This window comes from Streptococcus sanguinis (assembly GCF_050222175.1).
In the GTDB taxonomy this organism is placed as follows: Bacteria; Bacillota; Bacilli; order Lactobacillales; family Streptococcaceae; genus Streptococcus; species Streptococcus sanguinis_M.
Window position 1 is genome coordinate 754,289 of record NZ_CP071420.1, and the last position, 23,560, is coordinate 777,848.

At 44.1% G+C, this 23,560-nt stretch carries 23 protein-coding genes; 14 read left to right on the forward strand and 9 right to left on the reverse strand.

Annotated elements, in window-relative coordinates; all coding sequences use genetic code 11:
- Nucleotides 1-91 precede the first annotated feature (91 nt).
- The gene (locus tag J1C91_RS03855) at nt 92-2,143 is read left to right on the forward strand and encodes a C69 family dipeptidase (RefSeq protein WP_002909272.1); all 2,052 of its coding nucleotides are present in this window, start codon (nt 92-94) and stop codon (nt 2,141-2,143) included.
- Between the two features lie 90 nt (nt 2,144-2,233).
- Here the strand turns inward: J1C91_RS03855 and J1C91_RS03860 are convergent, their stop codons facing one another.
- Nucleotides 2,234-2,794 carry a TetR/AcrR family transcriptional regulator gene (locus J1C91_RS03860; protein ID WP_002909274.1) on the reverse strand — a complete coding sequence of 187 codons (561 nt, stop codon included), beginning with the start codon at nt 2,792-2,794 and terminating at the stop codon, nt 2,234-2,236.
- Nucleotides 2,795-2,937: 143 nt separating this feature from the next.
- Between J1C91_RS03860 and J1C91_RS03865 the strand changes: the two genes are divergently transcribed.
- The 6 genes from J1C91_RS03865 (at nt 2,938) to J1C91_RS03890 (ending at nt 9,437) form a co-directional block, all read left to right on the forward strand.
- Nucleotides 2,938-3,639 (forward strand): ABC transporter ATP-binding protein, encoded by a 702-nt coding sequence (locus tag J1C91_RS03865; RefSeq protein WP_002909276.1) that lies wholly within the window; start codon nt 2,938-2,940, stop codon nt 3,637-3,639.
- Between the two features lies 1 nt (nt 3,640).
- Nucleotides 3,641-6,364: an ABC transporter permease gene (locus tag J1C91_RS03870; protein ID WP_002909277.1), complete on the forward strand. Its 2,724-nt coding sequence runs from the start codon at nt 3,641-3,643 to the stop codon at nt 6,362-6,364.
- A 93-nt stretch (nt 6,365-6,457) separates the two neighbouring features.
- On the forward strand, nt 6,458-7,306 hold the full coding sequence (locus tag J1C91_RS03875; RefSeq protein WP_002909278.1) for a metallophosphoesterase family protein: 849 nt from the start codon (nt 6,458-6,460) through the stop codon (nt 7,304-7,306).
- Between the two features lie 56 nt (nt 7,307-7,362).
- Nucleotides 7,363-7,815 (forward strand): Rrf2 family transcriptional regulator, encoded by a 453-nt coding sequence (locus tag J1C91_RS03880; protein WP_002931101.1) that lies wholly within the window; start codon nt 7,363-7,365, stop codon nt 7,813-7,815.
- 225 nt (nt 7,816-8,040) lie between these two features.
- Entirely contained in the window at nt 8,041-8,898 is an 858-nt protein-coding gene (locus J1C91_RS03885; protein ID WP_032912408.1) for a VOC family protein, read from the forward strand.
- A 35-nt stretch (nt 8,899-8,933) separates the two neighbouring features.
- Nucleotides 8,934-9,437, forward strand: a complete 504-nt coding sequence (locus tag J1C91_RS03890; protein WP_002904969.1) for a methylated-DNA--[protein]-cysteine S-methyltransferase — start codon at nt 8,934-8,936, stop codon at nt 9,435-9,437.
- 109 nt (nt 9,438-9,546) lie between these two features.
- On the opposite strand, the gene J1C91_RS03895 is transcribed toward J1C91_RS03890, so the two are convergent.
- From J1C91_RS03895 to J1C91_RS03915, 5 genes are all read right to left on the reverse strand, one after another.
- A complete protein-coding gene (locus tag J1C91_RS03895; protein WP_002904968.1) occupies nt 9,547-10,239 on the reverse strand; it encodes an alpha/beta hydrolase-fold protein in 693 nt (230 codons plus the stop codon).
- Nucleotides 10,220-11,248 carry an ABC transporter substrate-binding protein gene (locus tag J1C91_RS03900; RefSeq protein WP_002909281.1) on the reverse strand — a complete coding sequence of 343 codons (1,029 nt, stop codon included), beginning with the start codon at nt 11,246-11,248 and terminating at the stop codon, nt 10,220-10,222. Before J1C91_RS03900 ends, J1C91_RS03895 begins: the two co-directional genes overlap by 20 nt.
- A gap of 55 nt (nt 11,249-11,303) precedes the next feature.
- Nucleotides 11,304-12,059 (reverse strand): ABC transporter ATP-binding protein, encoded by a 756-nt coding sequence (locus J1C91_RS03905; protein ID WP_002909282.1) that lies wholly within the window; start codon nt 12,057-12,059, stop codon nt 11,304-11,306.
- Between the two features lies 1 nt (nt 12,060).
- On the reverse strand, nt 12,061-13,107 hold the full coding sequence (locus tag J1C91_RS03910; RefSeq protein ID WP_002909283.1) for a FecCD family ABC transporter permease: 1,047 nt from the start codon (nt 13,105-13,107) through the stop codon (nt 12,061-12,063).
- Between the two features lie 415 nt (nt 13,108-13,522).
- Nucleotides 13,523-14,605, reverse strand: a complete 1,083-nt coding sequence (locus tag J1C91_RS03915) for a M24 family metallopeptidase (protein ID WP_002909284.1) — start codon at nt 14,603-14,605, stop codon at nt 13,523-13,525.
- A 162-nt stretch (nt 14,606-14,767) separates the two neighbouring features.
- Between J1C91_RS03915 and ccpA the strand changes: the two genes are divergently transcribed.
- The 7 genes from ccpA to thrS all read left to right on the forward strand — a co-directional run bounded on the left by ccpA (nt 14,768) and on the right by thrS (nt 21,604).
- Nucleotides 14,768-15,772 carry a catabolite control protein A gene (ccpA, locus tag J1C91_RS03920; RefSeq protein ID WP_002894913.1) on the forward strand — a complete coding sequence of 335 codons (1,005 nt, stop codon included), beginning with the start codon at nt 14,768-14,770 and terminating at the stop codon, nt 15,770-15,772.
- A gap of 245 nt (nt 15,773-16,017) precedes the next feature.
- Nucleotides 16,018-17,016 (forward strand): glycosyltransferase family 4 protein, encoded by a 999-nt coding sequence (locus tag J1C91_RS03925; protein ID WP_032912409.1) that lies wholly within the window; start codon nt 16,018-16,020, stop codon nt 17,014-17,016.
- A gap of 1 nt (nt 17,017) precedes the next feature.
- A complete protein-coding gene (locus J1C91_RS03930) occupies nt 17,018-18,340 on the forward strand; it encodes a glycosyltransferase family 4 protein (protein ID WP_002909287.1) in 1,323 nt (440 codons plus the stop codon).
- A gap of 71 nt (nt 18,341-18,411) precedes the next feature.
- On the forward strand, nt 18,412-18,894 hold the full coding sequence (locus J1C91_RS03935; RefSeq protein ID WP_002909288.1) for a hypothetical protein: 483 nt from the start codon (nt 18,412-18,414) through the stop codon (nt 18,892-18,894).
- A 100-nt stretch (nt 18,895-18,994) separates the two neighbouring features.
- Nucleotides 18,995-19,204: a hypothetical protein gene (locus J1C91_RS03940; RefSeq protein WP_080556560.1), complete on the forward strand. Its 210-nt coding sequence runs from the start codon at nt 18,995-18,997 to the stop codon at nt 19,202-19,204.
- Between the two features lie 26 nt (nt 19,205-19,230).
- Nucleotides 19,231-19,629 (forward strand): hypothetical protein, encoded by a 399-nt coding sequence (locus J1C91_RS03945; protein ID WP_048774242.1) that lies wholly within the window; start codon nt 19,231-19,233, stop codon nt 19,627-19,629.
- A gap of 31 nt (nt 19,630-19,660) precedes the next feature.
- Nucleotides 19,661-21,604 (forward strand): threonine--tRNA ligase, encoded by a 1,944-nt coding sequence (gene thrS, locus J1C91_RS03950; protein WP_125438166.1) that lies wholly within the window; start codon nt 19,661-19,663, stop codon nt 21,602-21,604.
- A gap of 91 nt (nt 21,605-21,695) precedes the next feature.
- Here thrS and J1C91_RS03955 read toward each other — a convergent pair whose 3' ends face one another.
- The 3 genes from J1C91_RS03955 to J1C91_RS03965 form a co-directional block, all read right to left on the reverse strand.
- Nucleotides 21,696-22,100: a hypothetical protein gene (locus tag J1C91_RS03955; RefSeq protein ID WP_125438163.1), complete on the reverse strand. Its 405-nt coding sequence runs from the start codon at nt 22,098-22,100 to the stop codon at nt 21,696-21,698.
- Nucleotides 22,101-22,208: 108 nt separating this feature from the next.
- On the reverse strand, nt 22,209-22,868 hold the full coding sequence (locus J1C91_RS03960; RefSeq protein ID WP_125438160.1) for an amino acid ABC transporter permease: 660 nt from the start codon (nt 22,866-22,868) through the stop codon (nt 22,209-22,211).
- 10 nt (nt 22,869-22,878) lie between these two features.
- Entirely contained in the window at nt 22,879-23,559 is a 681-nt protein-coding gene (locus J1C91_RS03965; protein WP_125438157.1) for an amino acid ABC transporter permease, read from the reverse strand.
- Nucleotide 23,560 lies beyond the last annotated feature (1 nt).

Here is a 23,560-nt window from a genome sequence, read left to right on the forward strand (position 1 = left end):
GAAATCGCTTGCAAAACCTGAAGTAAAAGGCTATACTGAATATAGTATTTAATTTTGTAATTTTTCACAAAAAAACAAAGGAGATATTTTTATGAAAAAAATATTGTTTCGTTCCTTGTTAGCTCTTTCGACCATTTTTCTCTTTCCTTTCCAAGTGGTCGAAGCCTGCACAGGATTTATTGTCGGGAAAGACCTGACGGCAGACGGCACAACGCTTTACGGTCGGACAGAGGACTTGGAGCCAAATCACAATAAGGTCTTTCTGGTTCATCCGAGAAAGACTAATGCGAGTGGTGCCAAACTAGTCGATGAAGCCAACGGTTTTGAATGGACCTTGCCGGCAGAAAGCTACAAGTATACTTCGGTATCAGATGTGACCCCATCCCAAGGTATTTTTGACGAGGTTGGCTTCAATGAATACGGTGTTTCCATTTCTGCGACTGTTTCTGCCAAGGCCAATGATGCCATCCAAAAAGTGGATCCCTATGTTGAAAATGGCTTGGCAGAGTCTATTCTGACAACCGTCGTTCTGCCCCATGTTCAGACTGCCCGTCAGGGTGTGGAGCTGATGGCACAGATTGTCAGAGAGCAGGGAGCAGCAGAGGGGAATATTATCACCATTGCTGACAAGACTGGTGTCTGGTATATGGAAATCCTATCTGGCCACCAATATGTTGCAATTAAATTCCCAGATGACAAGTATGCTGTCTTTCCTAATACTTTCTTCTTGGGCAGTGTTGACTTTGACGATACAGAAAATGTTATTGCCTCAAAAGGTGTTCAGGATGTAGCCAAGCAAGCTAACTCTTATAAAGAAATTGACGGCAAATTCCACATTTCTCAGTCCTACAATCCACCGATGGCAGAGGCAGATCGTTCGCGTGCCTGGGCAGGTATCACCAGTCTAGATCCAAATGCGGCCGTGTCTTATAACGACTCTTACTTTGATCTCATGCACTCCACAGACAGAAAGATCAGTGTAGCAGATGTCATGGCTATGCAGCGCAATCGCTTTGAGGGTACTCAGTTCAAACCGCTGGACCAAATGGAGCTAGATGGTAAGGGGCTGCCACAACGCGGTACGACAGACCCTGTTTACAAATATCCGTTGGGCAACCCAAATGTCATGGAAGCTCATATCTTCCAGCTCAAAGACGGCGTTCCAGCCAATATGGGCGGAGGCACTATGTGGCTGGCGGTAGGCAGTCCGCGCTTCTCACCTTACCTGCCTTATAATGGGAATATCACGGATACTTACGATGCTTATAAGGTCAACACAACTAGCTACAGTCCAGACTCTTGGTACTGGGTAGCATCTCATATCTACGATATGGCGGCCAAGCATCAGGACCTCTTTGGAACTTCTGTCCAAGATAAGTGGAAGGCTTTGGGAACCCGATTTATTGAGGAGCAAAATGCTCTAGATGCAGCCAATGCAGCTCTGCCAGACTCTTCAGCCAAAGTTACAGAGGAAACACAGGCTCGAGCAGCGCAAGTCTTTAAGGAAATGAAAGAGCTAGAAGCAGAAATGGAAGCTAAAATCAAGGAAGCAGCAAAAACAACTCCTTCCAGCTCCAGCAAAGATTCTAGCAGCTCTTCGTCATCTCAAAGTTCGTCAGGTTCTTCCTCTTCAGAAACTTCTAGCAGTTCTGATACACGGACGGAAGTCAATGTAGAAGAGGACAGCTTAGTAGATGCCGCAACTGGCATTCGCTTGAAAAATGCTGACTTGGTCAAGGCCAGTCTTCAGCTGTCAGTGAAAAAACTAGAAAGCAAGATTCAGCCGACAGATACCTATGACATTAGCTTGACCGATCCGAATGGTCAGCCGGTGCATCAGGTCAGTCCAACCCTTGTGACGATCCCAGTCCGCAAAGATCTGCCAGTAGATGCCGTCTATGCTCTGGATGAAAATGGCAAGCAGGTTGAGAAATTTGATGTAACGGTTAATCAAAACCAGACCATCAGCTTCACGACCAATCATTTCTCTGTTTACCAAGTGCAGTATCGAAATGAGCAGTCCGTCAAGGCCAAGAAAAAAGACCTGCCATCAACAGGTGAGCAAGTGACCATCATGGGCCTTGCAGGCTTGATTATCTTAGCAGGAGTCTTCTTCCTTTTGAAGAAAACAAAGAAAAACTAATCTAAAATAAAAAGAAGGCCGAGCAAAATGTTCGGCCTTTCATAGTGGAAAAAACGACTCTTGTCCAGGCTATCCTTCAAGCTAGAGCCTTTATCTTAAATAATCATAGTTATAAGTCGTCAAAATTATGTCAGTGAGTTCTTCAGGTTCTTCTTGAGCTCCGCCGGCTATCCAAAGAGAAATAATCCCCTCAACACTGGATAGGAAGATTTCCAAGGCGTATTTCTGAGGGATATGGAAGTTCTCCTCTAAAAAACGCTGGGTAGCATCTTTTTGCTTATCACTCAGAATGATAGTGGTTATGTACTCCCGAATAGCTTCGCGAAAGTCAATATAATGGCTCTTGGTCAGGGCATTGATAAGACGTTCATTAGCGCGCAGTATATGAAATTTTGCTATCATTAACTTTTTGGGATATTCGTTCTCTGCTTCAAACAAGCTATAACTAGAAAGTTGGGAGATAATGTCTTTTTTGAGACTATCAACCATCTGATACTTATCTTGGTAGTGGAGGTAGAAGGTGCCGCGATTAATTCCTGCCCGTTTGCAGAGTTTGCTGATGGAGATAGTATCAAATCTTTCCTCTGATAGTAGCTGAATCAAGGCTTCTTTGATGTCTTCCTTGGTACTAGTTTTTCGTTTCTGGACCATTTTTTCTTCCTTTTTGCTTAAATCAACACTTTGTTGATTTTTGATTATTGCTTTTTATCTAAGCTCATTATATAATATCTGTGATTTAGAATCAACACCTTGTTGATTTAAGGAAACGAGTTTTGAAAAGGAGAGATGATGACATGGCTTATATTGAAATGAAACATAGTTTTAAACGTTATCAGGTAGGTGACACGGAGATTGTCGCCAATCATGATATTTCTTTTGAGATTGAAAAGGGGGAACTGGTCATTATCCTGGGTGCTTCTGGTGCTGGTAAGTCTACGGTGCTTAATATCCTCGGAGGTATGGATAGCAATGATGAGGGAGATATCCTGATAGACGGCCAGAATATTGCTGACTACAATTCCCACCAGCTGACGGACTATCGCCGCAATGATGTGGGCTTCGTCTTTCAGTTTTACAATTTGGTGCCCAACCTGACGGCCAAGGAAAATGTCGAATTGGCTTCTGAGATTGTCAAGGATGCTCAAGATCCAGTGGCCGTTCTAACTGCGGTTGGTATGGAAAATCGCCTCAATAACTTTCCTGCACAGCTATCAGGCGGGGAGCAGCAGCGGGTGTCTATCGCTAGGGCTGTGGCCAAAAATCCCAAAATTTTGCTCTGCGACGAACCGACAGGGGCTCTGGACTACAATACCGGCAAGCAAGTGCTGCAAATCTTACAGGACATGTCTCGCAATCAAGGAGCGACTGTTATTATCGTGACCCACAATGCTGCCTTAGCTCCCATTGCTGATCGGGTCATCCGTATGCACGATGCGAGGATTAAGAGTGTTACAGTCAATGAACAACCACAGGATATAAGTACATTGGAGTATTGATATGAAGAGAAAGATTTATTGGAAAGATATTCTGCGCTCCTTCACTAGCTCTAAAGGACGTTTCCTATCTATTTTAATCCTTATGATGCTGGGTTCTCTAGCTCTCGTGGGGCTCAAGGTCGCTCCACCCAATATGCGCAGAACAGCAACAGATTACTTGAAGGAGCAGCGAACCATGGACTTGGCTGTTATGGCGGACTATGGTTTGGATAAGGCGGATCAGAAAGAGCTGGAAGCTATCAAGGGAGCTGATGTCGAGTTTGACTATCTGACAGATGTCACCGTAGACGAAGAGGCTCTCCGAGTATTCTCAGATACCAAGGATATTTCAAACTTTCAAGTGACCTCCGGTCGTCTTCCTAAGAAAGAGCAAGAAATTGCCCTGGCTAGCTTTTGGTCTAAGAAATACAAACTTGGTCAGGAGATTGATCTGACCGAGAAAGCAGGCAGTCGGTCAGTTTTAAAAAACAAGACCTATAAGATTGTGGGATTTGTCAACTCGGCAGAGCTCTGGTCTGATAGAAATCTAGGCAATGCGACTAGTGGTAGCGGGGCTTTATCAGCCTATGCTGTAGTCAGCCCCAAGGCCTTTGATACAGATGTTTACAGTATTGCCCGCCTGCGCTATCATGATTTAGAAAAGCTGGCTCCCTTCTCTGAAAGTTATCAGGAGCGTTTGGAGCAGCACCAGACAGCTTTGGACAAGAGCCTGGAAGATAACGGAGAGGCTCGCTTTAAGAGATTAGAGGTAGATGCTAAAAGCATCATTCAGAATGGCGAAGATAAGATTGCTCAGGCTGAGAGCGAGCTGACCCAAGGTAAAAAACAATTAGAGCAAGCTCAGAGTCGGCTAGACCAGCAAAAAAACCAGCTAGCGGCAGCTCAATCCGCTTCTATCCTCCCTCCTGCCCAGCTCAGCCAGAGCCAGCAGCAGATTCAGGAAGCTGAGTCCCAGCTCAATCAGAAAAAAGCTGAGCTGGCACAGGCAGAGAAAGACTTATCAGCTAGCAAGGACAAGCTAGCTGACGCTAAGGCAGACCTGAATCGTTTGAAAGAGCCGGCCTATCATAGCTATGACCGCAAGTCTCTGCCAGGTGGGAATGGCTATCATATGTATAAAAACTCCATGAATAGTATTGCGTTGATTGGTAATATTTTCCCAGTGGTGCTCTATTTGGTGGCAGCTATAGTGACCTTTACCACCATGACTCGCTTTGTCGATGAGGAGCGAACAAATGCAGGCGTCTTCAAGGCTCTAGGCTATCATAGCCGAGATATCATTCGCAAGTTTGCTCTTTACGGTTTGGTGGCGGGGAGTCTAGGTACCCTCATAGGGATTCTGCTGGGACATTATTTCTTGTCTGGAGTGATTTCTTCTATTATTACCAGAGGGATGGTGCTCTCTGCCCCTCATGCATATTTTTATATTTCCTATAGTTTACTGGCCCTTGGGCTTTCCCTTCTTTCCAGCGTTCTCCCTGCCTATTTGGTGGCAAGACGGGAGCTGACAGAGGAAGCAGCTCACTTGCTTTTGCCCAAGCCACCGGTCAAGGGCTCCAAGATTTTCTTGGAAAGACTGCCCTTTATCTGGCGACGTCTTAGCTTTACTCAGAAGGTCACAGCCCGCAATATCTTTCGTTATAAACAGCGGATGTTTATGACCATCTTTGGTGTGGCGGGGTCTGTTGCTCTACTCTTTGCCGGCCTAGGACTCCAGTCTTCTATTGGTGGTATTCCCAAACGTCAGTTTGAGGAGATTCTGCGATACGACTTGATTGTCGCTGTCAATCCTGGGGAGAATCAAGCCGAACAAGACAAGCTGAAAAAGATGTTGGTAGATGGCTCGATTGCTGATTATCAGGAAATCCATAGTGAAACCTTGACAGAGAAATACAAAGGAAAAAAAGAGACAGAATCAGTCACTTTAATGGTTACGGACAAGGAAAATTTTGAACCTTTTATTTCTCTGGAAAAGCCTGACAACCAGCAAAAGTTGACTATCAAGGACGGTGTAGTTGTTTCGGATAAACTGGCCCGTATAGCTGGAGTTAGCCCCGGTGGTAGTATAGAGCTGGGTGGCAAGTCTGTCAAGCTCGCAGCAGTCAGTGAGAATCATTTTGGCCATTTTGCCTTTATGAAGGCGACGGACTACCAGAAAATTTACGGGAAAAAGCCCGAGAAAAACGCTTATCTAGTGCGACTCAAGGACTCTTCTAGCAAAAATATTGTGGACAAGGCCAATGAATTTATGAGCCTCAAGTCTGTCAAGAGTGTCTCACAAAATGCTAGTATGGTGAAGCAGTTCAACGTTCTAGCTGATTCTCTTAATAATACAATGCTGGTTTTGGTCCTGATTTCCATTCTTTTAGCAGTCGTCATTCTCTATAATCTGACAAATATCAATGTGGCCGAGCGGATTCGCGAGCTGTCCACTATCAAGGTTTTGGGCTTTCATAATAAGGAAGTGACCCTCTATATCTATCGAGAGACCATTATTCTTTCAGTGATTGGGATGGCAGTTGGGCTTCTAGGCGGTTTCTTCCTGCATCGGTTTTTGATTGAGAAAGTTGCGCCTAGCATTATCAGCTTAACCCCTCAAGTAAGTCCCTCAGTCTATCTGTTTCCTCTAACAGCGGTGACTCTTATTCTGACCTTGCTTGGCTTCTTTGTCAATTACCGCCTCAGACGGGTGGATATGCTGGAAGCACTCAAGTCTGTTGATTGATAAAAATACTTCAAAACTTTCCCTCACTTGTGAGGTGGAAGTTTTTTTGAACTTTGATATAATATTCCTTGTAAAGAAAGAGAAAGACACACGATGACACGAAAAATTGCCTTATTATCCGATGTGCATGGGAATAGCACAGCCTTGGAAGCAGTACTGGCGGATGCGGAAAGCCAGCAAGTGACAGACTATTGGTTTTTGGGAGACTTGCTCCTGCCAGGAACCGGTCGCAGGAATATCCTAGATAGGATGGAGCAGCTGCACATCAGCCTCCAGGTCAGGGGGAATTGGGAAGACAGCCTCTGGCATGCCTTGCATCAAAAACTGGATTTGGATCGTCCTAGTCATCTCTACCTGACCCGGCTCTGTCATTTTGTCCTAGAGGAAATCCGTCCTGAAGAGATTGACCGCATGCAAGAACTTCCTCTGCAAATCCTAACAGAAGTAGAGGGATTGAAGATTGCGGTCAGCCATCATCTGCCCGATAAGAATTGGGGGCGGGAGCTGATTCATATTGGCGAGCAGAGCAATTTCGACCGCCTTTTTGAAGGGAATGACTGCGCTGTTGCTGTTTATGGTCATATTCACCAGCAGTTTCTCCGCTACGGGACTAAGGGCCAGCTGATTATCAATCCCGGCTCTATTGGTCAGCCATTCTTTCTAGATTCGGCTTTGCGTCAGGACTTGCGAGCTCAGTATGCCATTGTAGAGATTGATGAGACGGGTCTGGCTGATGTCGACCTTCGGCGCGTGGCCTATGATGTGGAACAGGAGCTACGATTGGCTCGGGAGCTCCACTTGCCTTACTATGAGATTTATCGGGAGAGCTTGGTCAATGGTATCCACCATACCCACAATCATGACCTGCTGAGAGAAATCAGTGAGCGGGAAGGCTACGCGGATGAGATCGCAGCTTTCTTAAAGTCCAGTCGTAACTCTTGAAGTTACACCATTTTTGAGATATAATAGTGAGAGAAGATGATGAGGGAGGAGAAAAAATGCAGATTTCTAGCCGTTTTACCATTGCCACTCATATGCTGATTGTCCTGGCTTTGGAGGGAAAAAAACAAAAACTGACAAGTGATATCCTTGCTGGCAGTGTCGGCGTCAATCCAGTTATTATTCGCAAGACCCTGTCCCAGCTCAAGAATGCCGGGATGATTACCGTTGCTCGTGGAACTGGAGGAGCAGAGATTGCCAAAGATTTGAAAGACATTAGCCTTTTAGATGTCTATAGCGCTGTTGAGTGTCTTGGCAAGAGCGGCCAGCTCTTTAGCTTTCATGACAAGCCCAATCCAGACTGTCCTATCGGCAAGAACATTCACAATGTCTTAGACGACCGCTTGGCGGCTATTCAGGCAGCCATGGAAGCTGAATTGGCTCAGACAAGCCTTGACGAAGTTGTCGCAGCAACCGAAAAAGAAATTAAAGAACAATCTGTTTCCCAGTGAGCAGGTTGTTTTTTGTTAAGAATTTTCCAAGATGTAATTGTTGACATTACATTAAGATGTGCTATACTAATAAATGTAACAAAAACAATTACAATTTAAAATAATCTTTCGGAGCAAATGGAAAGGAAGGAATCCGCATCAAGGAACCTATCTCTGTTTTGGGAAAATAAAAAAAGATTTGGCAGGAGCACTGCTGAAATTTTAAATTTAAGAGAGGAGAAAAACATGACTTTTGAATATCAAAGCAAGATTTATCTAGGAGAGGTGGCGCTTTATGTGGCCGATTTAGCAAGACAAAAGGACTTTTATCAGCGTGTTTTAGGACTGGAGCTTTTGGAAGAGCAGGACAGACAGGTTGCTTTGGGCAGGGACGGACAAGCGCTGGTGAGGCTCTTAGCAACCAGTGACCGACAGTCCGTCAAGTCGGCTTACGGTCTTTATCATTTGGCGCTTTTGCTTCCAAGTCGTCAAGCTTTGGCGGATATCCTTAAGCATTTATCAGAGAATAAAGTTCCTATGGTTGGAGGGGCAGACCACGGTTATAGTGAAGCCATTTATCTGGAGGATCCAGAAGGCAATGGCATTGAGCTTTATCGGGATAAACCTCAGACTGATTGGGATATTCGAGAAGATGGCCGCATTATCGGAGTGACGGAAGCGCTCGCGGCTCAAGAAATCTATGAACTAGGTCAGGAAGTCCAACCATTTAGTATTGCGGAAGGCACTCGTATGGGCCATGTCCATCTGTCTGTGAAAAATAGCAGAGCTGCCAGTCATTTTTACCAAAAGCTTCTAGGCTTGGAGGATAAATTTTCTGTACCTTCTGCTAGCTGGTTGGCATCAGGTAACTACCATCATCATTTAGCAGTCAATGAATGGGGAGGCTCTCACTTGAATCATCGTCAACCGATGCAACTGGGACTAGCCTATTTTGAAGCGCAAGTAGAAGGAAAAGAAGAGCTAGTATCTATTTATGAAAATGCTCTGGACTTGCAGGCGCCAGTCCGATGGATTAGCTCCCAAGAGCTAGAAGTCACAGACCCAGATGGGATTGTGGCAAAAATTAAGACAAGAGTGGTATAATAAGGCATATCAAGAAGCTAAAAGAAAGAAAAACCATGTACAAGACTTATTATGCATCACCGATTGGCCGGATTCTCATCTTGACAGACGCAAATGCCTTGTTGGGACTTTGGTTGGAGGGTCAGAAATATTTTGGGGCAGGCTATGATTTGGAGCAAGCGCAGCAGGAGGAGACAGAAGTCAGCCGATGCGTCTCTGATTGGTTGGACGCTTATTTTAAGGGAGAAAATCCTGCGACAGATGAGATTCCATTGGCGCCTCAAGTTACAGAGTTCAGAAGCAAGGTTTTGACAGTGCTGCAGAAGATTCCCTATGGGCAAACGGCTACCTATTCAGATATTTTGCGGGAATTGCAGGCTGAGTATGGAAAGATTGGCTCGGCTAGAGCAGTCGGTGGTGCCATTGGTCATAATCCTATTTCCCTGCTGATTCCCTGCCATCGGATTGTCGGAAGCGACGGCAGATTGACCGGTTATGCTGGCGGTCTTGATAAAAAAGCCTTCCTACTGGAGTTGGAGACTGGGGAGAAGACTGAATAAATCTTTCTACTCAAGACTTTTATCATTTTACTGGTAAGAGTCTTTTGCTTGCATTAATAAACTAAAAAACCCCTTTGTCAGCTGCTGTGAGTGACAAAGGGGTTTTTCGTTAGTCGATATGCCATTGTGTAGTCAACCATTCTGCAAAGGCAGCATAGCGCTCTTTGAGAGCTTCATGATGACCGTAAGGGTCAAAGGCGGAGCAGGTGGTAAGGATTTCTTTCTGAATCAAGCGATGAATTTCTGCAGCATAAAAAGGAGCTTTGGAAAGTCGGTTCGAGTGATTCGCACCTTCTGTCTTTCCATTCTGCAAATAGACTAGACAGTCCTTGTTTTTCAAGTCCTGTGTCCGGCAATAGTCGCTAAAACCTGGGTACCAAAAAGAACCGCAGATAGAAAAAACACAGGGAACTTCGCAGACACTATAGAGACTGTAAACAGCCGCTAGTCCACCGAGAGAGTAGCCACCATAGGCAATTCTCTTGTCATCCAGTAGGTAGTGCTGTCTGATTTCTGCTAATATACCGTTGAATAGTTTTTGGTGGTAGCTATCTGCTCCGCCGCCAAAATCAGGATTGCCAGGCCTTAGAGCATTGGCTTTCCAGGGTGTATAATCGTCTAGCCTGTTGTTTGATATCAGTCCGATTAAGATTACCGATGAAGAAAGCCTGCTCAGGTAGTTTATCTGGCCATCATTTAGCAAGATTGCTGGATAAGGTCGGGATCCGTCATAATCTTGGGGCAGGGCAATATTGACAGTGATCCCATCCCAGACAAAGGTCTTATTTATTGACAAAATCATTGATTTTCTCGAGTGAGTCGATTACAGAAGGTCCATAATCCATGAACTCATCATAGGAGATGGTCATAATCTTCTGGTTCTTAACCGCTGGGACATCTTCCAGAACGGGATTAGCTTTCATTAGATCAACTGCTTGTTCATCCATGGCCTTGTTGCGGTCGCTGGTTACGTAGATGATGACTTCTGGATCCATAAAGACCAGATTTTCCAAGGTTAGGTCAGAGGTTCCAGTCGCTACATTGGTATAGCCGAGCTGGTTAAGCAGACTCTCCTGCAGGGCAGATTTATAGGCACCGAAAGTCTCATCGTTGTAGGCACACATGATGAGCGCTTTTTTCTTTTCCCTTTGACTAGCCTTATTGGTTTTCTTGACACTGTCAATTCTTGCCTGCAGCTGGTCAGCATACTGGTTGGCCTTGTCTTGAACGTTAAAGATGGTTCCTATATTCTTGACATCTTCAACGATATTGCCTAGATCTTGCTTGGTATTGGACAGGGAAGCCTTCTGTGTATAGACAGGGATTTTATTTTCATTCCAGGCACTGACTGTTCCCAGAGACTTCTCGGAAAACATCATGTTTCGGCCAAGAAGAGCGTCTGGCTCATAGGATAGGATAGTTTCTTGTGATACGGTTTTCTTGTCGCCGACTTGCGGAATGGTGGCAATATCAGCCTTGTATTTATCTGTGACGTCGTTGTCTGGATTGAGCATACCAGCGATCTTGTCTTTCAATCCTAGTTCAATCAAGATTTCGGTCGTCGAAAGGTTGTTGGTGATGACCTTTTCCGGTGCCTTTTCAAAGACCTGATCAATCTCCTTGCCTTCGGCATCGTAAGTTTTGATTGTCACTGGATATTTTGTCTCTGCTGTGCTCTTTTTCGCGCTTTTAGTTTTGGAGGAAGATTGCGAAGTTGAGCTTTCTTTCGTACTTTCCTTAGATGAAGAATTGCAGGCTGCCATTGTCAGTGCAGCAGTTGCGACGAGTAAGATACTGAGTATTTTTTTCATATTGCCTTCCTTTCTTGGGCTTGGAGCTTGTATAGATAAAGCTGAAAACAGACTCTTATAGATACTGAATCATGGCCTGTTGATCCTTGGTCCAGATCACTTTGCTCTGAATGCCGTAAACGGCTTGCAGTGAATCATGGGTGATGGCCTCCTTTGGAGCGCCTTGGTATGCAATCTCACCTCCCTTCATGAGGTACAAATAGTCTGAATACCGACAAGCCAGTTGGATGTCGTGTAAAACAGCCAAAACATTGATGTTCAGGTTTTTCACGATACGCAGCATATCCAGCTGGTATTTGATATCCAGATGATTGGTCGGCTCGTCTAGGAGCAGTAGGCTTGGCTGTTGAGCCAAAGCGCGTGCCAGCAGGACTCTTTGCTTCTCACCACCAGACAAGGATAGATAGGTTCGCTCTCTCTTGTCCAGCATGTCTACCTGACTCAAGGCATGACGGACGAGGGCATAGTCTTTTTCGCTCTCTTTTTGAAAAAAAGAGAGATGCGGCGTCCTGCCCAGCATGACGATTTCTTGGACAGTACAGTCAAACTGAAGATGGTTAAACTGAGTTACAACGGCTATTTTCTGGGCTGCTTTTTTTATGCTGACCTGTTCAAGTGGTCTTCCGTCTAGATAAATGTTCCCGCTATCAGGTTTGATTTGGCGGTAGATAGTTTTGAGCAGACTAGTTTTGCCGCTTCCGTTGGGTCCTAAAATGGTGTGAAACTGATTTCCCTCGACCTTGAGCGAAATCCCTTTTAAAATCTCTTTTGGGCCAATAGAATAGTGGATATTTTGGCAAGTTAGATCCATATCAGCTGCTTACCTCCTTTCGGCTTTTGGCTACAATGTAGATAAAGAAGGGGGCGCCGACCAAAGCGGTGAAGATCCCAATCGGCAGTTCGGCATTTTTGACCAAAATTCGAGCCAAAACATCTGCCCAGACAAGAAAGAGAGAGCCGAGCAGGGTAGCGATAGGAAAGAGCCTTTTGTAGTTGGTACCGACTAATCTACGAGCAATGTGCGGAGTGATTAGTCCGACGAAGCCGATAATGCCGCAGCAGGCAACCAGCACCGCTGTCATGACTGCGACAACTGTGATATAAAGGAACCAGTAAAAATGTAGAGGCACTCCCAGTGTCAGAGCTGCTTCGTCCCCCATCATCATAGTATTGAAAATACGATACTGGGAACAGAAAAACAAAAAGGAGAGACCAACAACAAGAGCCGGCAAGACAAGATCTGACCAAGAAGTTCCGGCCAGTGAGCCCATAGTCCAGAACTTGATTGTCATAAGGCTGTCAGCATTAGCACCGACAGAAATGATAAAGTTGGAAAAGGCGATAAAAAGGGCATTTACAACTGTTCCTGATAAAATCAGACTGCTCGTCGTTATTTTTCCCTGCATGGATGCTATAAAAAGTACCACTGCCGATGCCAGAATGGCTCCTATAAAGGCACCTGTGCCAGTAATGGATTTGAGCCCTAAGATAATGCTCAGTGTGGCTCCGAAGGTTGCACCCGCTGAAATTCCTAGGATATAAGGCTCTGCGATGGGATTATTGACAGTAGATTGCATGACGCTGCCACAGACAGACAGCCCAGCACCAGCTAGGATTCCCAAAAGCACTCTTGGAACCCGCATGTTCCAAACAATAGCGATTGTAGACGGCGATAGTTTGCCTGTGCCGAGGTAAAAACCGAACTTGCTGAAAATAATCTGGTAAGTATCTTGTATGTCAATAGTAACTGATCCCAAAGAAACAGCTAAAAAGAGGGAAAAAGCCAGAAAAATGATGAGAAGCAAGAGCAGGCAGATATAGCGAGAAAATCCGTGATTTTCTGACCTTTTGAAGAGCATCCAGACCTCCTTAATAGCAAAGATTAGAATTTTTAGACAATTTCATAAAAAATTATAACATTTTTAAATAAGAAGGGCAAGAAGGGATAAAAACCTGTGATATGATAAGGATTTGTGATGCATTCTCTTCTCAATGATGAAAATATGTTTCTGGTGTAAGAACTGGTTAGTGCGGAGCAAATGAGTTCTTTGGAAAGTCTCTGACAGCTCACATCATTAGAGGGAAAGCAGCTGAATCTAAATAAATACCAGGAAACAAGAAAAAACGACAGAAATATTTCTATCGTTTTTTTGAAATTATAAATGCGTAAGAACTGAGGTAGCTATAACGATATCCAATAATGATAGCTCAAATAACCAGAAGGTCTTTACCAAGCCAATAATCATTCAAGACATAATATAGGCTGATAAAATTCTATTCAAAATACAGCAAGTCCTTGCTAGTCTCGGTGAAGAGTTCAAAACCATTCTTAGTGACATAGCCGCAGTCCTCGATGCGGACACCGACCTTACCAGGGATGTAAATACCAGGCTCAACAGAGAAGCACATGCCTTCTTCGATGACCATGTCGTTGCCCTCCATGATAGATGGGAATTCGTGAACATCCATACCGATACCGTGGCCAAGGCGGTGGTTGAAATACTCACCATAGCCCGCTTTTTCGATGACTTGCCGAGCGGCGCGGTCTACTTCATGAGCTGTGACGCCTGGCTTGATAAAGTCAAGAGCAGCTTGCTGGGCTTCCAATGTCAGATGGTAGATATCTTTTTTGAACTGATCCGGCTGGCCGACAGCAACGGTCCTTGTCATATCGCTGGCATAGCCATTGACCATGCAGCCAAGGTCAAAGAGCAGGAGGGCGTTATTTTCGACCTTATTTGATCCGGGAATACCGTGCGGATTAGCTGCATTATTTCCCGTCAGGACCATAGTTTCAAAGCTCATCTCATAGCCTTCGCGCTTGATGGCAAAGTCAATCTGAGCGATGATGTCCGTTTCGGTATTTTCCAGTGAAATATTGTCAAAACCGATATTGACAGCCTTGTCCGCATATTGCCCAGCTACCAGCATTTTCTGAATTTCATCGGCAGACTTAATCAGGCGCAAGCGGTTGACGTAAGGAGTCAGGTTGGCAAATTCTGCACTATCAAAAACAGTTTTCAATCCATGATATTTGGTCAAAATCAAGTTGTCAAACTCAAGAGCGACAGTCTTGAAGGAGTGAGCCGGAAGGGCTGCTTTAATCTTCTGCCAAGGATTTTCCGAGTCCATATAGCCAAGGACTGAAAAGGGAACAGCTCCTGAAGCCCGCTCAACCTCTAGAGCAGGAACGAAGAGCAGGGGCTCATGGTCAGGATAGACAAACAAAAACATCTGCCGCTCATGCGGATCGCTGTAGAAACCAGTCAGATAATTGATAGTGACTGGATCAGACAGAACAGCGGCATCTAGCTTCTCATTCTCGAGATAGTGGGTGATTTGTTGGATTTTTGTCATGGTCACAACCTTCTTTCTATGCCTCTATTTTGGCAAAAAATGTCAAAAAAAGCAAGACTTTTCAAAAACTTATCAAAATACTTGAAAGTGTTTACAAGAAGTGATAAAATGGTGAATGTAGGAAAGTGAAAACGATATTTTCAATAGAAGAAAGGAAACTATATGAACACAGACGACACAGTAACGATTTATGATGTCGCCCGTGAAGCGGGAGTTTCGATGGCGACAGTCAGTCGAGTAGTGAATGGAAACAAGAACGTCAAAGAAAACACACGTAAAAAAGTTTTAGAGGTCATTGATCGTCTTGACTATCGCCCAAATGCAGTAGCACGTGGACTAGCCAGCAAGAAGACTACAACCGTTGGCGTTGTCATTCCAAATATTACCAATAGCTATTTCTCAACCTTGGCAAAAGGGATTGATGATATTGCTGAAATGTATAAATATAACATTGTCTTGGCTAACAGTGATGAGGATGATGATAAGGAAGTATCCGTTGTCAATACTCTCTTTTCTAAGCAGGTGGATGGCATTATTTTTATGGGCTATCATCTGACTGAGAAAATTCGCTCAGAGTTTTCACGTTCGCGTACACCGGTCGTTTTGGCGGGTACTGTCGATGTGGAGCATCAGCTTCCGAGCGTCAATATTGACTACAAGCAAGCAACAGTTGATGCTGTAGAATTACTGGCTAAGCGCAATAAGAAAATTGCCTTTGTCAGCGGACCACTTGTAGATGATATCAACGGGAAAATCCGTCTATCAGGCTATAAAGATGGCTTGAAGAACAAGAAGCTTTCTTACAGCGAAGGCTTGGTTTTTGAGTCTAAATATTCTTATGATGATGGCTACCACTTGGCGGAGCGTGTCATTGCTTCCAAAGCAACTGCAGCTTTTGTCACAGGAGATGAACTGGCAGCAGGCCTCTTAAATGGTCTGTCTGATCAAGGAATCAAGGTTCCAGAAGATTTCGAAATCATTACCAGTGATGATTCGCAAGTAGCTCGTTTCACTCGTCCTAACCTTTCCACAATCGGTCAGCCCCTCTATGACATCGGCGCTATCAGTATGCGCATGCTGACTAAGATTATGCATAAGGAAGAATTGGAAGAACGCGAAGTTCTCCTAGCTCACAGCATTAGCGAGCGTAAATCAACTCGGAAATAAGCGTTGTTCTGCAAGTCTGCTTAGGAACTTCTCTGAATTTGAAAAGCGAGTGAAGAGACTAAGTCAATGACTGCTTTAATGGAGTTTCATGATTATGAAGCGAGGCTGAGGTGTAGTACCTCAGCTTTTTTGTGTTTCCGTTCAGCTAGAGCGTTTTCTATATGCTATCAGGCTTTGGATGGATTTTTTACCTCATTTGCCCTTGTGGTTTTCCTTTTTATTTGATTTTCGGTATAATAGGAAGTATGAAAGTATTACTGTACCTTGAAGGAAAGTCCGTTTTGGAGAAATCAGGAATCGGCCGAGCCCTCCAGCACCAGATGCACGCCTTGGATTTGGCTGGGATTCCTTATACGACGGACGTTTTAGGAGATTATGATGTGGTCCACATCAATACCTATGGTCCCCGTAGCTTGCTTCTCCTGCATGCTGCCAAGAGGGGCAATAAAAAAGTGATTATGCATGGGCATTCGACCAAGGAGGACTTTGAAAATTCCTTTATTGGATCCAATCTCTTTGCTCCGCTTTTTGGTAAATATCTGACTCACATGTATAAAAAGGCGGATTTCATTATCACGCCATCGGAGTATTCCAAGCAGCTTATCCAGTCTTATGGGGTCACTACGCCTATGGTGGCTGTGTCAAACGGTATTGACCTGCCTAAGTATAAGAAAGATGCTCGCAAGGAAGAAGTTTTTAAAAAGTATTTTAAGATTGAAGAAGGGCAGAAGGTGGTCGTCTGTGCTGGACTTTATTTCCGCCGCAAGGGGATTGAGGATTTTGTAGAGGTTGCCCGCAGGATGCCTGATGTACGCTTTATCTGGCTGGGCTCTATTAATCTCTGGTTGATTCCGCGCAAGATTCGCCGTTTGGTTCTCTTTGACCACCCTGATAATGTCGAATTCCCTGGTTATTTTAAGGGAGCGGTTTTCCAGGGAGCCATGTCTGGAGCAGATGCTTTCTTTTTCCCGTCCTATGAGGAAACTGAAGGAATTGTTGTCCTGGAAGCCTTGGCTAGTGAGCAGAATGTTGTGCTGCGTGATATTCCAGTCTATCAGGGCTGGGTGGATGAGCGTTCAGCCGAGCTCTGCCATAATGTAGATGAGTTTGTCCAGTCTCTGAGAAATGTCTTAGATAAAAAGGTGGACAAGCGCGAAGCAGGCTATCAGGTGGCTAAAAGCCGGTCTATTGACGATGTTGCAGATCAGTTAGTCAAGGCTTATCAAACAGTTTTGGAGATGTAAGATGCGTATTGGTCTTTTTACAGATACCTATTTTCCTCAGGTCTCTGGGGTTGCTACCAGTATTCGGACTTTGAAGACGGAGCTGGAAAAATTAGGTCACACAGTATTTATTTTTACGACGACGGACAAGGATGTCAATCGCTATGAGGATTGGCAGATTATTCGGATTCCCAGCGTACCTTTTTTTGCCTTTAAGGACCGGAGAGTGGCTTACCGAGGTTTTTCTCATGCCTTAGAAATTGCCCGTCAGTACCAGCTGGATATTATCCATACCCAGACTGAGTTTTCATTAGGGCTGCTGGGGATTTGGATTGCCAAAGAGCTGCGGATTCCGGTAGTACATACCTATCATACCCAGTATGAGGATTATGTGCACTATATTGCCAAGGGGATGGTCATCCGTCCTAGCATGGTTAAGTACATCGTCCGTGGCTTCATGAGTGACTTGGATGGGGTTATCTGCCCTAGCGAGATTGTTTATGACCTTTTGGTTGATTATAAAATCGAAGCAGAAAAACGGGTGATTCCGACAGGGATTGAGCTGGCGAAGTTTGAGCGGCCGGAAATTTCACGTGAGGATATCAAGAAGCTCCGTTTCAAGCTAGGATTGGCTGAAGATGAGATTATGCTGCTCAGTCTGTCGCGAATTTCTTATGAAAAGAATATCCAGGCTATCGTTGAGGCGATGCCTGCCGTCCTTGAAGAAAATGACAAAGTCAAGCTAGTCATTGTCGGCGACGGCCCCTATGCGGAAGACTTGAAAGAATTGGTTGCTAAGCTTCAGATTGAAGAAGCTGTCATTTTTACGGGGATGATTGCTCCTAGTGATACGGCCCTTTACTACAAAGCTACGGATTTCTTTATATCTGCCTCAACCAGTGAGACTCAAGGTCTGACTTATCTGGAAAGCTTAGCCAGCGGTACACCGATTATTGCTCATGGCAATCCCTATCTGGATAATGTTATCAGTGATAAGATTTTTGGAACCCTTTATTACCAAGAGCGGGATTTATCAGGTGCTATTTTAGAGGCAATTATTGCGACACCTGATATGGATGAGCAGAAGTTAGCAGACAAGCTCTACGAAATTTCAGCGGAGAATTTTGGTCGCAGAGTCTATGAGTTTTATCTGGATTTAACCATTTCCAAGGACTTCCACAACGAGCTTAGCCCAGAGGAAAGTGCTGCCAAGCGTCTGGCCAAGACGGTGGCCTATTTGCCTGGCAAGGTCATCTCTCTACCAATCAATGGCTCTGCTCGTATCCTCAAAGCTTCGAGTAAGCAAGTGAAAAAAATAAGGAATATAACTAAATTATTAGAATAGAAACATGCCTTGCATCATTGCGGCAATAGCTATTTATGCAAGGTTTTATTTAGAAATAGAGGAGAAATCTTATGAAAAAATATCTCAAACAGTTGCCGTGGCTGCTTTTGTTCTATGGCATTTTCATTGCTTCAGATTGGATTTGGCAAGAGCTTTGGAGATATCTTATAGACAATACAGAAAGTATGGGAAGCGATTTGAGCTGGCTTTCTAATCTTAATTTATTTTATTATGCTGTGCTGCTTCCTTTGTTTGGTGCAGTGATTGTTTATATAAATACTCGGATGCAAGGTTTTTCTCTGCCCTTTCTTCTTTTGATTCCAGGGGTTCAGTATTATTATCTATTCAAAAACTTTTTTGACGGACTTTTTTACTCAGGAGACAAGATTTATAATCCAATCACTTCCACGCTTTATAATGCTAGGGATATTCATGTCTTGTTATTCCTTTCTTTGGGAGGAATGCTGTTGGCAGAGCAATACCGCAAAAAACGTCAAGCTGCAACTTTGAGTCAAGAGGCTCTAAATCATTTTTCTGGTTTTGATGGTCAATAGCTCTTGCAAATTTCTCCAATCGTGTTATAATGTTTTCTAGAGACAAATCACCTGCAGGAAATCTTATAGAGAGCGCGTGGAGCTGGAAATCGCGTAGAGGATGCAGTTGGGACTACTCTATCAGCTTTTATGCAAACATAAAACGGTGGCTACGTTAGAGCCGATTCGAGGTGTGGGTCTTTTGACTTACATAAATGAAGGTGGAACCACGTTGCGACGTCCTTTTGAGGATGTCGTTTTTTGTTTTCATTTTTCTTTTGTTACTTTTTGGGTGGCGAGAGATGGCTTTTCCTTTGCTACAATATTATAAAAATAAAATGAATAAAGGAGATCTGTATGGGATTCAAATTCGAAGAAATTAAGGCTTATTTAATGAAACATGGCTTAGATTCTAGCATAGCTGAGTCGCTGCATGCGGTCTATGGAACTCAGCGTTTGGGAGGCACTGCAAATGCCTACTTTTTAATTGTTTTTACTGAGACAGGAATTTACATCATTTCTATTACTCCTATGGGGAAATTAGGAGACATTGTAGGAGAATTTTCAGCAGAAGATATCCAAGCATATCAATTTAAGAAGCGCTTGTTCATGGGATATAAACTTAAGTTTTCGATGAATGATAAACAGAGTTTTGAATTTAATGTTAATAAGGTAATGATTGGTGCAGGCTGGCATAAAACTGAGCTACAAGAAATCCTAGAAATCAACTATTACAATAAAAGAATAGATTCTTAAAATATTTGGATGATAGATAAGGAGAAAACTCATGATTAAGATTACTTTCCCAGATGGCGCTGTGCGTGAATTCGAATCTGGCGTTACAACTTTTGAAATTGCTCAATCTATCAGCAATTCCCTATCTAAAAAAGCTTTGGCTGGTAAATTCAACGGCAAATTGATTGATACGACTCGGGCCATTACTGAAGATGGTGCCATTGAAATCGTGACACCTGACCACGAAGATGCTTTAGATATCTTGCGTCACTCAGCAGCCCACCTCTTTGCGCAAGCAGCTCGCCGTCTTTTCCCAGATATTCACTTGGGCGTTGGACCTGCTATTCAGGACGGTTTCTACTATGATACGGACAATGAAGCTGGGCAAATTTCAAATGAAGACCTGCCTCGTATTGAAGAAGAAATGAAGAAAATCGTCAAAGAAAACTTCCCATCCATCCGTGAGGAAGTGACCAAGGATGAAGCGCGTGAAATTTTCAAAAACGATCCTTACAAGTTGGAATTGATTGAAGAGCACTCAGAAGATGAGGGCGGTTTGACCATCTACCGTCAGGGTGAATATGTGGATCTCTGCCGTGGGCCTCACGTTCCATCTACAGGTCGAATCCAAATCTTCCATCTCTTGAACGTGGCTGGTGCATACTGGCGCGGGAACAGCGACAATGCTATGATGCAGCGGGTCTATGGTACTGCTTGGTTTGACAAGAAAGACCTGAAGAAATATCTGCAAATGCGGGAAGAGGCTAAAGAACGCGACCACCGTAAGTTAGGTAAAGAGCTGGATCTCTTCATGATTTCACAAGAAGTGGGTCAAGGCTTGCCATTCTGGCTGCCAAATGGTGCGACGGTCCGTCGCGAGTTGGAGCGCTACATCGTTGATAAAGAGTTGGCTTCAGGCTACCAACACGTCTACACTCCGCCTTTGGCCTCTGTGGAGCTTTATAAGACTTCTGGTCACTGGGAGCACTACCAGGAGGATATGTTCCCAACCATGGATATGGGTGATGGGGAAGAGTTTGTTCTTCGTCCTATGAACTGTCCTCACCACATCCAAGTCTATAAACACCACGTTCATTCTTACCGTGAGCTTCCAATCCGTATTGCTGAGATTGGCATGATGCACCGCTACGAAAAATCTGGTGCCCTGACTGGTTTGCAGCGGGTTCGTGAAATGTCCTTGAACGATGGCCACTTGTTTGTAACGCCAGAGCAAATCCAGGATGAATTCCAGCGTGCGCTGCAGTTGATTATCGACGTTTACGCTGACTTCAACTTGACAGAATATCGTTTCCGTCTGTCTCTTCGTGATCCTCAGGATACGCATAAGTATTTTGATAACGATGAGATGTGGGAAAATGCCCAAACCATGCTGCGAGCAGCCCTTGATGAAATGGGTGTGGACTACTTTGAGGCAGAAGGAGAAGCAGCCTTCTACGGTCCAAAACTGGATATCCAGGTTAAAACAGCCCTAGGAAATGAGGAAACTCTGTCAACTATCCAGCTAGACTTCCTCTTGCCAGAGCGTTTTGACCTCAAGTATGTAGGAGCTGACGGTGAAGAGCATCGCCCAGTTATGATTCACCGTGGGGTTATCTCAACCATGGAGCGCTTCACAGCTATCTTGATTGAAAATTACAAGGGTGCCTTCCCGACTTGGCTGGCTCCGCATCAAGTGACCTTGATTCCTGTTTCTAACGAGGCCCATATTGATTATGCTTGGCAAGTGGCTAAGAAGCTGCGTGACAAAGGTATCCGCGCTGATGTGGACGAGCGCAATGAAAAGATGCAGTACAAGATTCGTGCCTCACAAACTAGCAAGATTCCTTATCAGCTAATCGTTGGTGACAAGGAAGGAGAAGACGGTACTGTTAATGTCCGCCGCTACGGTCAAAAAGAAACACATACAATACCAGTAGACGAATTTGTAGAGCAAATCTTAGCAGACATTGCCAACAAATCACGTGTTGAAAAATAGAAGTCATCAAACAACAACTTAACCCGAGCAATTAGCTCGGGTTAAACTATTTTTAATTTGAAAAATCCTGCTGATATACTCAGCAGGGTTCTTAATCTTGATACAGGTATTTATCCACATAATCGTCAAAATCAGGATAGGCATCTCGGTTCATGGCGTAGAGCATTTCACCATAAAGAGGATCGCTCGATGGGTCTTCAGGTTCTATAAGGGTAGCTATTTTCATATCATCGTCTGGGAAAAGGATGGTGTAGTGATAGGTCTCGCTGACGGTGATACTGTAATATTTAGTATTGTCTTGATAGCCTGAATCATCTATCTTATAGTGAAATTCTTTATTACCTAGTTTGCCTGTTTTGTCATTGAAAAAAATGTCAATGTTTTCGCCGTTTGCTTTCTGGGCCTTCCATTTTCCCTGAAAAGTAGCGTGCTGACCGCAGGCGCTGAGAAAGACGAGTGTGAAGAAAGTGAACAAAAGCCATATCAGTTTTTTCATAGGGTTCTCCTTGTCTAGCCTTTGATATTATTCTATCATAAATGCTGAAAATATAAAAGCTGAGTTGGTAAACTCAACTTTTGCACAGTAGGTCTGTATTTAAGCTACTTATTCTGCAGCTTGAGCCCAGCGTTGGGATAGCTTACGCGAGAAGCTGGAAATAGCGAAGTTAATCAGGAAATAAATGGCTGCTACTAGTAGGTAGAGTGCGAAGACCTGTTCAGCTTCAAAATAGCGTCCCATTAGAATTTGAGCAGAACCAAAGAGTTCTTGGAGCGCAATAACAGAATAGAGCAGGCTGGTATCCTTAATCACTGTTACAAACTGAGAAATGATGGCTGGCAGCATTTTTCGAATAGCCTGAGGTAGGATGATATAACTCAGTATCTGAAACTGGGTAAATCCTTGAGATAAGCCAGCTTCAGTCTGACCTGGATCAATGGCATTGAGGCCGCCCCGGATAATTTCTGCCAAAGCAGCAGAAGTAAAGACAGTGAAGCTGATGATACCGGCTGGTGTTGACTTAATCTGAAAGACTAAAAAGATGGTGAAAATCCAGAGCAGATTAGGTACATTACGGACAAATTCGATATAAATGCTAGCAATCAGCTTGAGCAGTTTATTTTTTCCGTTTCTCATGACGGCTAGAATAGTTCCAAAAATCGTGGATAGGACAATGGAAATGAAAGAAATTTGCAGCGTCAGCCAGAGCCCCTTAAGGATAAAGAGGAGGTTGTTTGTGGTTAAGACTTTTAAAATATTTTCCATAGAGACCTCCTTAGATGCTGTAAGCTTGTTTATTGGCTTCCTCTACCTTACGTCCCCAGCTAGCGATTGGGAAACAAAGGAGGAAGTAGAGCAAAGCTGCTCCAGTAAAGGCTGGGATGTAGTTGGAGTTCAGAGCAGACCAAGACTTGGTCACGAACATCAGATCCATACCAGAGATAATAGCGACGGTAGAAGTGTTTTTTATCAGATTGACGATCTGATTGATTAGCGGTGGCAGGATAATCCGAAAAGCTTGGGGCAGGATGATGTATCGCATGGTTTCTACATAGGTAAAGCCCTGAGATAGTGCAGCTTCAGTCTGCCCGCGAGGAATGGACTGGATACCTGAGCGGATAACTTCGGCGATATAAGCACCGTGATACAGTCCCACACAGAGAACCGCAGTCCAATAGATTGAGGGCATGATGGTGTAATTGCTGACTAGCGGAAGACCGTAAAAGACAATTACAAATTGCACTAAGAGTGGTGTGTTCTGATAAAACTCAACAAAAACACGAGCTAGACCACGTAGAACTTTATGCTTACCTGTGCTGATAGCTCCAAAGAAAATCCCTAGTAAAAGAGCCAAGGTCAGGGCACCAATAGAAATAGCCAAGGTAAATAGGAATCCTTGGAAAAACTTGCCAAAGTCCGCAAAGTAGGCCTGCCAAGAAGAAATACTAAAACTCATG

Bases quoted from the DNA above. Each gene is read 5' to 3' on its own strand.
- J1C91_RS03855 (WP_002909272.1), top strand. From the start codon at position 92: ATGAAAAAAATATTGTTTCGTTCCTTGTTAGCTCTTTCGACCATTTTT.
- J1C91_RS03860 (WP_002909274.1), bottom strand. From the start codon at position 2,794: ATGGTCCAGAAACGAAAAACTAGTACCAAGGAAGACATCAAAGAAGCC.
- J1C91_RS03865 (WP_002909276.1), top strand. From the start codon at position 2,938: ATGGCTTATATTGAAATGAAACATAGTTTTAAACGTTATCAGGTAGGT.
- J1C91_RS03870 (WP_002909277.1), top strand. From the start codon at position 3,641: ATGAAGAGAAAGATTTATTGGAAAGATATTCTGCGCTCCTTCACTAGC.
- J1C91_RS03875 (WP_002909278.1), top strand. From the start codon at position 6,458: ATGACACGAAAAATTGCCTTATTATCCGATGTGCATGGGAATAGCACA.
- J1C91_RS03880 (WP_002931101.1), top strand. From the start codon at position 7,363: ATGCAGATTTCTAGCCGTTTTACCATTGCCACTCATATGCTGATTGTC.
- J1C91_RS03885 (WP_032912408.1), top strand. From the start codon at position 8,041: ATGACTTTTGAATATCAAAGCAAGATTTATCTAGGAGAGGTGGCGCTT.
- J1C91_RS03890 (WP_002904969.1), top strand. From the start codon at position 8,934: ATGTACAAGACTTATTATGCATCACCGATTGGCCGGATTCTCATCTTG.
- J1C91_RS03895 (WP_002904968.1), bottom strand. From the start codon at position 10,239: ATGATTTTGTCAATAAATAAGACCTTTGTCTGGGATGGGATCACTGTC.
- J1C91_RS03900 (WP_002909281.1), bottom strand. From the start codon at position 11,248: ATGAAAAAAATACTCAGTATCTTACTCGTCGCAACTGCTGCACTGACA.
- J1C91_RS03905 (WP_002909282.1), bottom strand. From the start codon at position 12,059: ATGGATCTAACTTGCCAAAATATCCACTATTCTATTGGCCCAAAAGAG.
- J1C91_RS03910 (WP_002909283.1), bottom strand. From the start codon at position 13,107: ATGCTCTTCAAAAGGTCAGAAAATCACGGATTTTCTCGCTATATCTGC.
- J1C91_RS03915 (WP_002909284.1), bottom strand. From the start codon at position 14,605: ATGACAAAAATCCAACAAATCACCCACTATCTCGAGAATGAGAAGCTA.
- ccpA (WP_002894913.1), top strand. From the start codon at position 14,768: ATGAACACAGACGACACAGTAACGATTTATGATGTCGCCCGTGAAGCG.
- J1C91_RS03925 (WP_032912409.1), top strand. From the start codon at position 16,018: ATGAAAGTATTACTGTACCTTGAAGGAAAGTCCGTTTTGGAGAAATCA.
- J1C91_RS03930 (WP_002909287.1), top strand. From the start codon at position 17,018: ATGCGTATTGGTCTTTTTACAGATACCTATTTTCCTCAGGTCTCTGGG.
- J1C91_RS03935 (WP_002909288.1), top strand. From the start codon at position 18,412: ATGAAAAAATATCTCAAACAGTTGCCGTGGCTGCTTTTGTTCTATGGC.
- J1C91_RS03940 (WP_080556560.1), top strand. From the start codon at position 18,995: ATGCAGTTGGGACTACTCTATCAGCTTTTATGCAAACATAAAACGGTG.
- J1C91_RS03945 (WP_048774242.1), top strand. From the start codon at position 19,231: ATGGGATTCAAATTCGAAGAAATTAAGGCTTATTTAATGAAACATGGC.
- thrS (WP_125438166.1), top strand. From the start codon at position 19,661: ATGATTAAGATTACTTTCCCAGATGGCGCTGTGCGTGAATTCGAATCT.
- J1C91_RS03955 (WP_125438163.1), bottom strand. From the start codon at position 22,100: ATGAAAAAACTGATATGGCTTTTGTTCACTTTCTTCACACTCGTCTTT.
- J1C91_RS03960 (WP_125438160.1), bottom strand. From the start codon at position 22,868: ATGGAAAATATTTTAAAAGTCTTAACCACAAACAACCTCCTCTTTATC.
- J1C91_RS03965 (WP_125438157.1), bottom strand. From the start codon at position 23,559: ATGAGTTTTAGTATTTCTTCTTGGCAGGCCTACTTTGCGGACTTTGGC.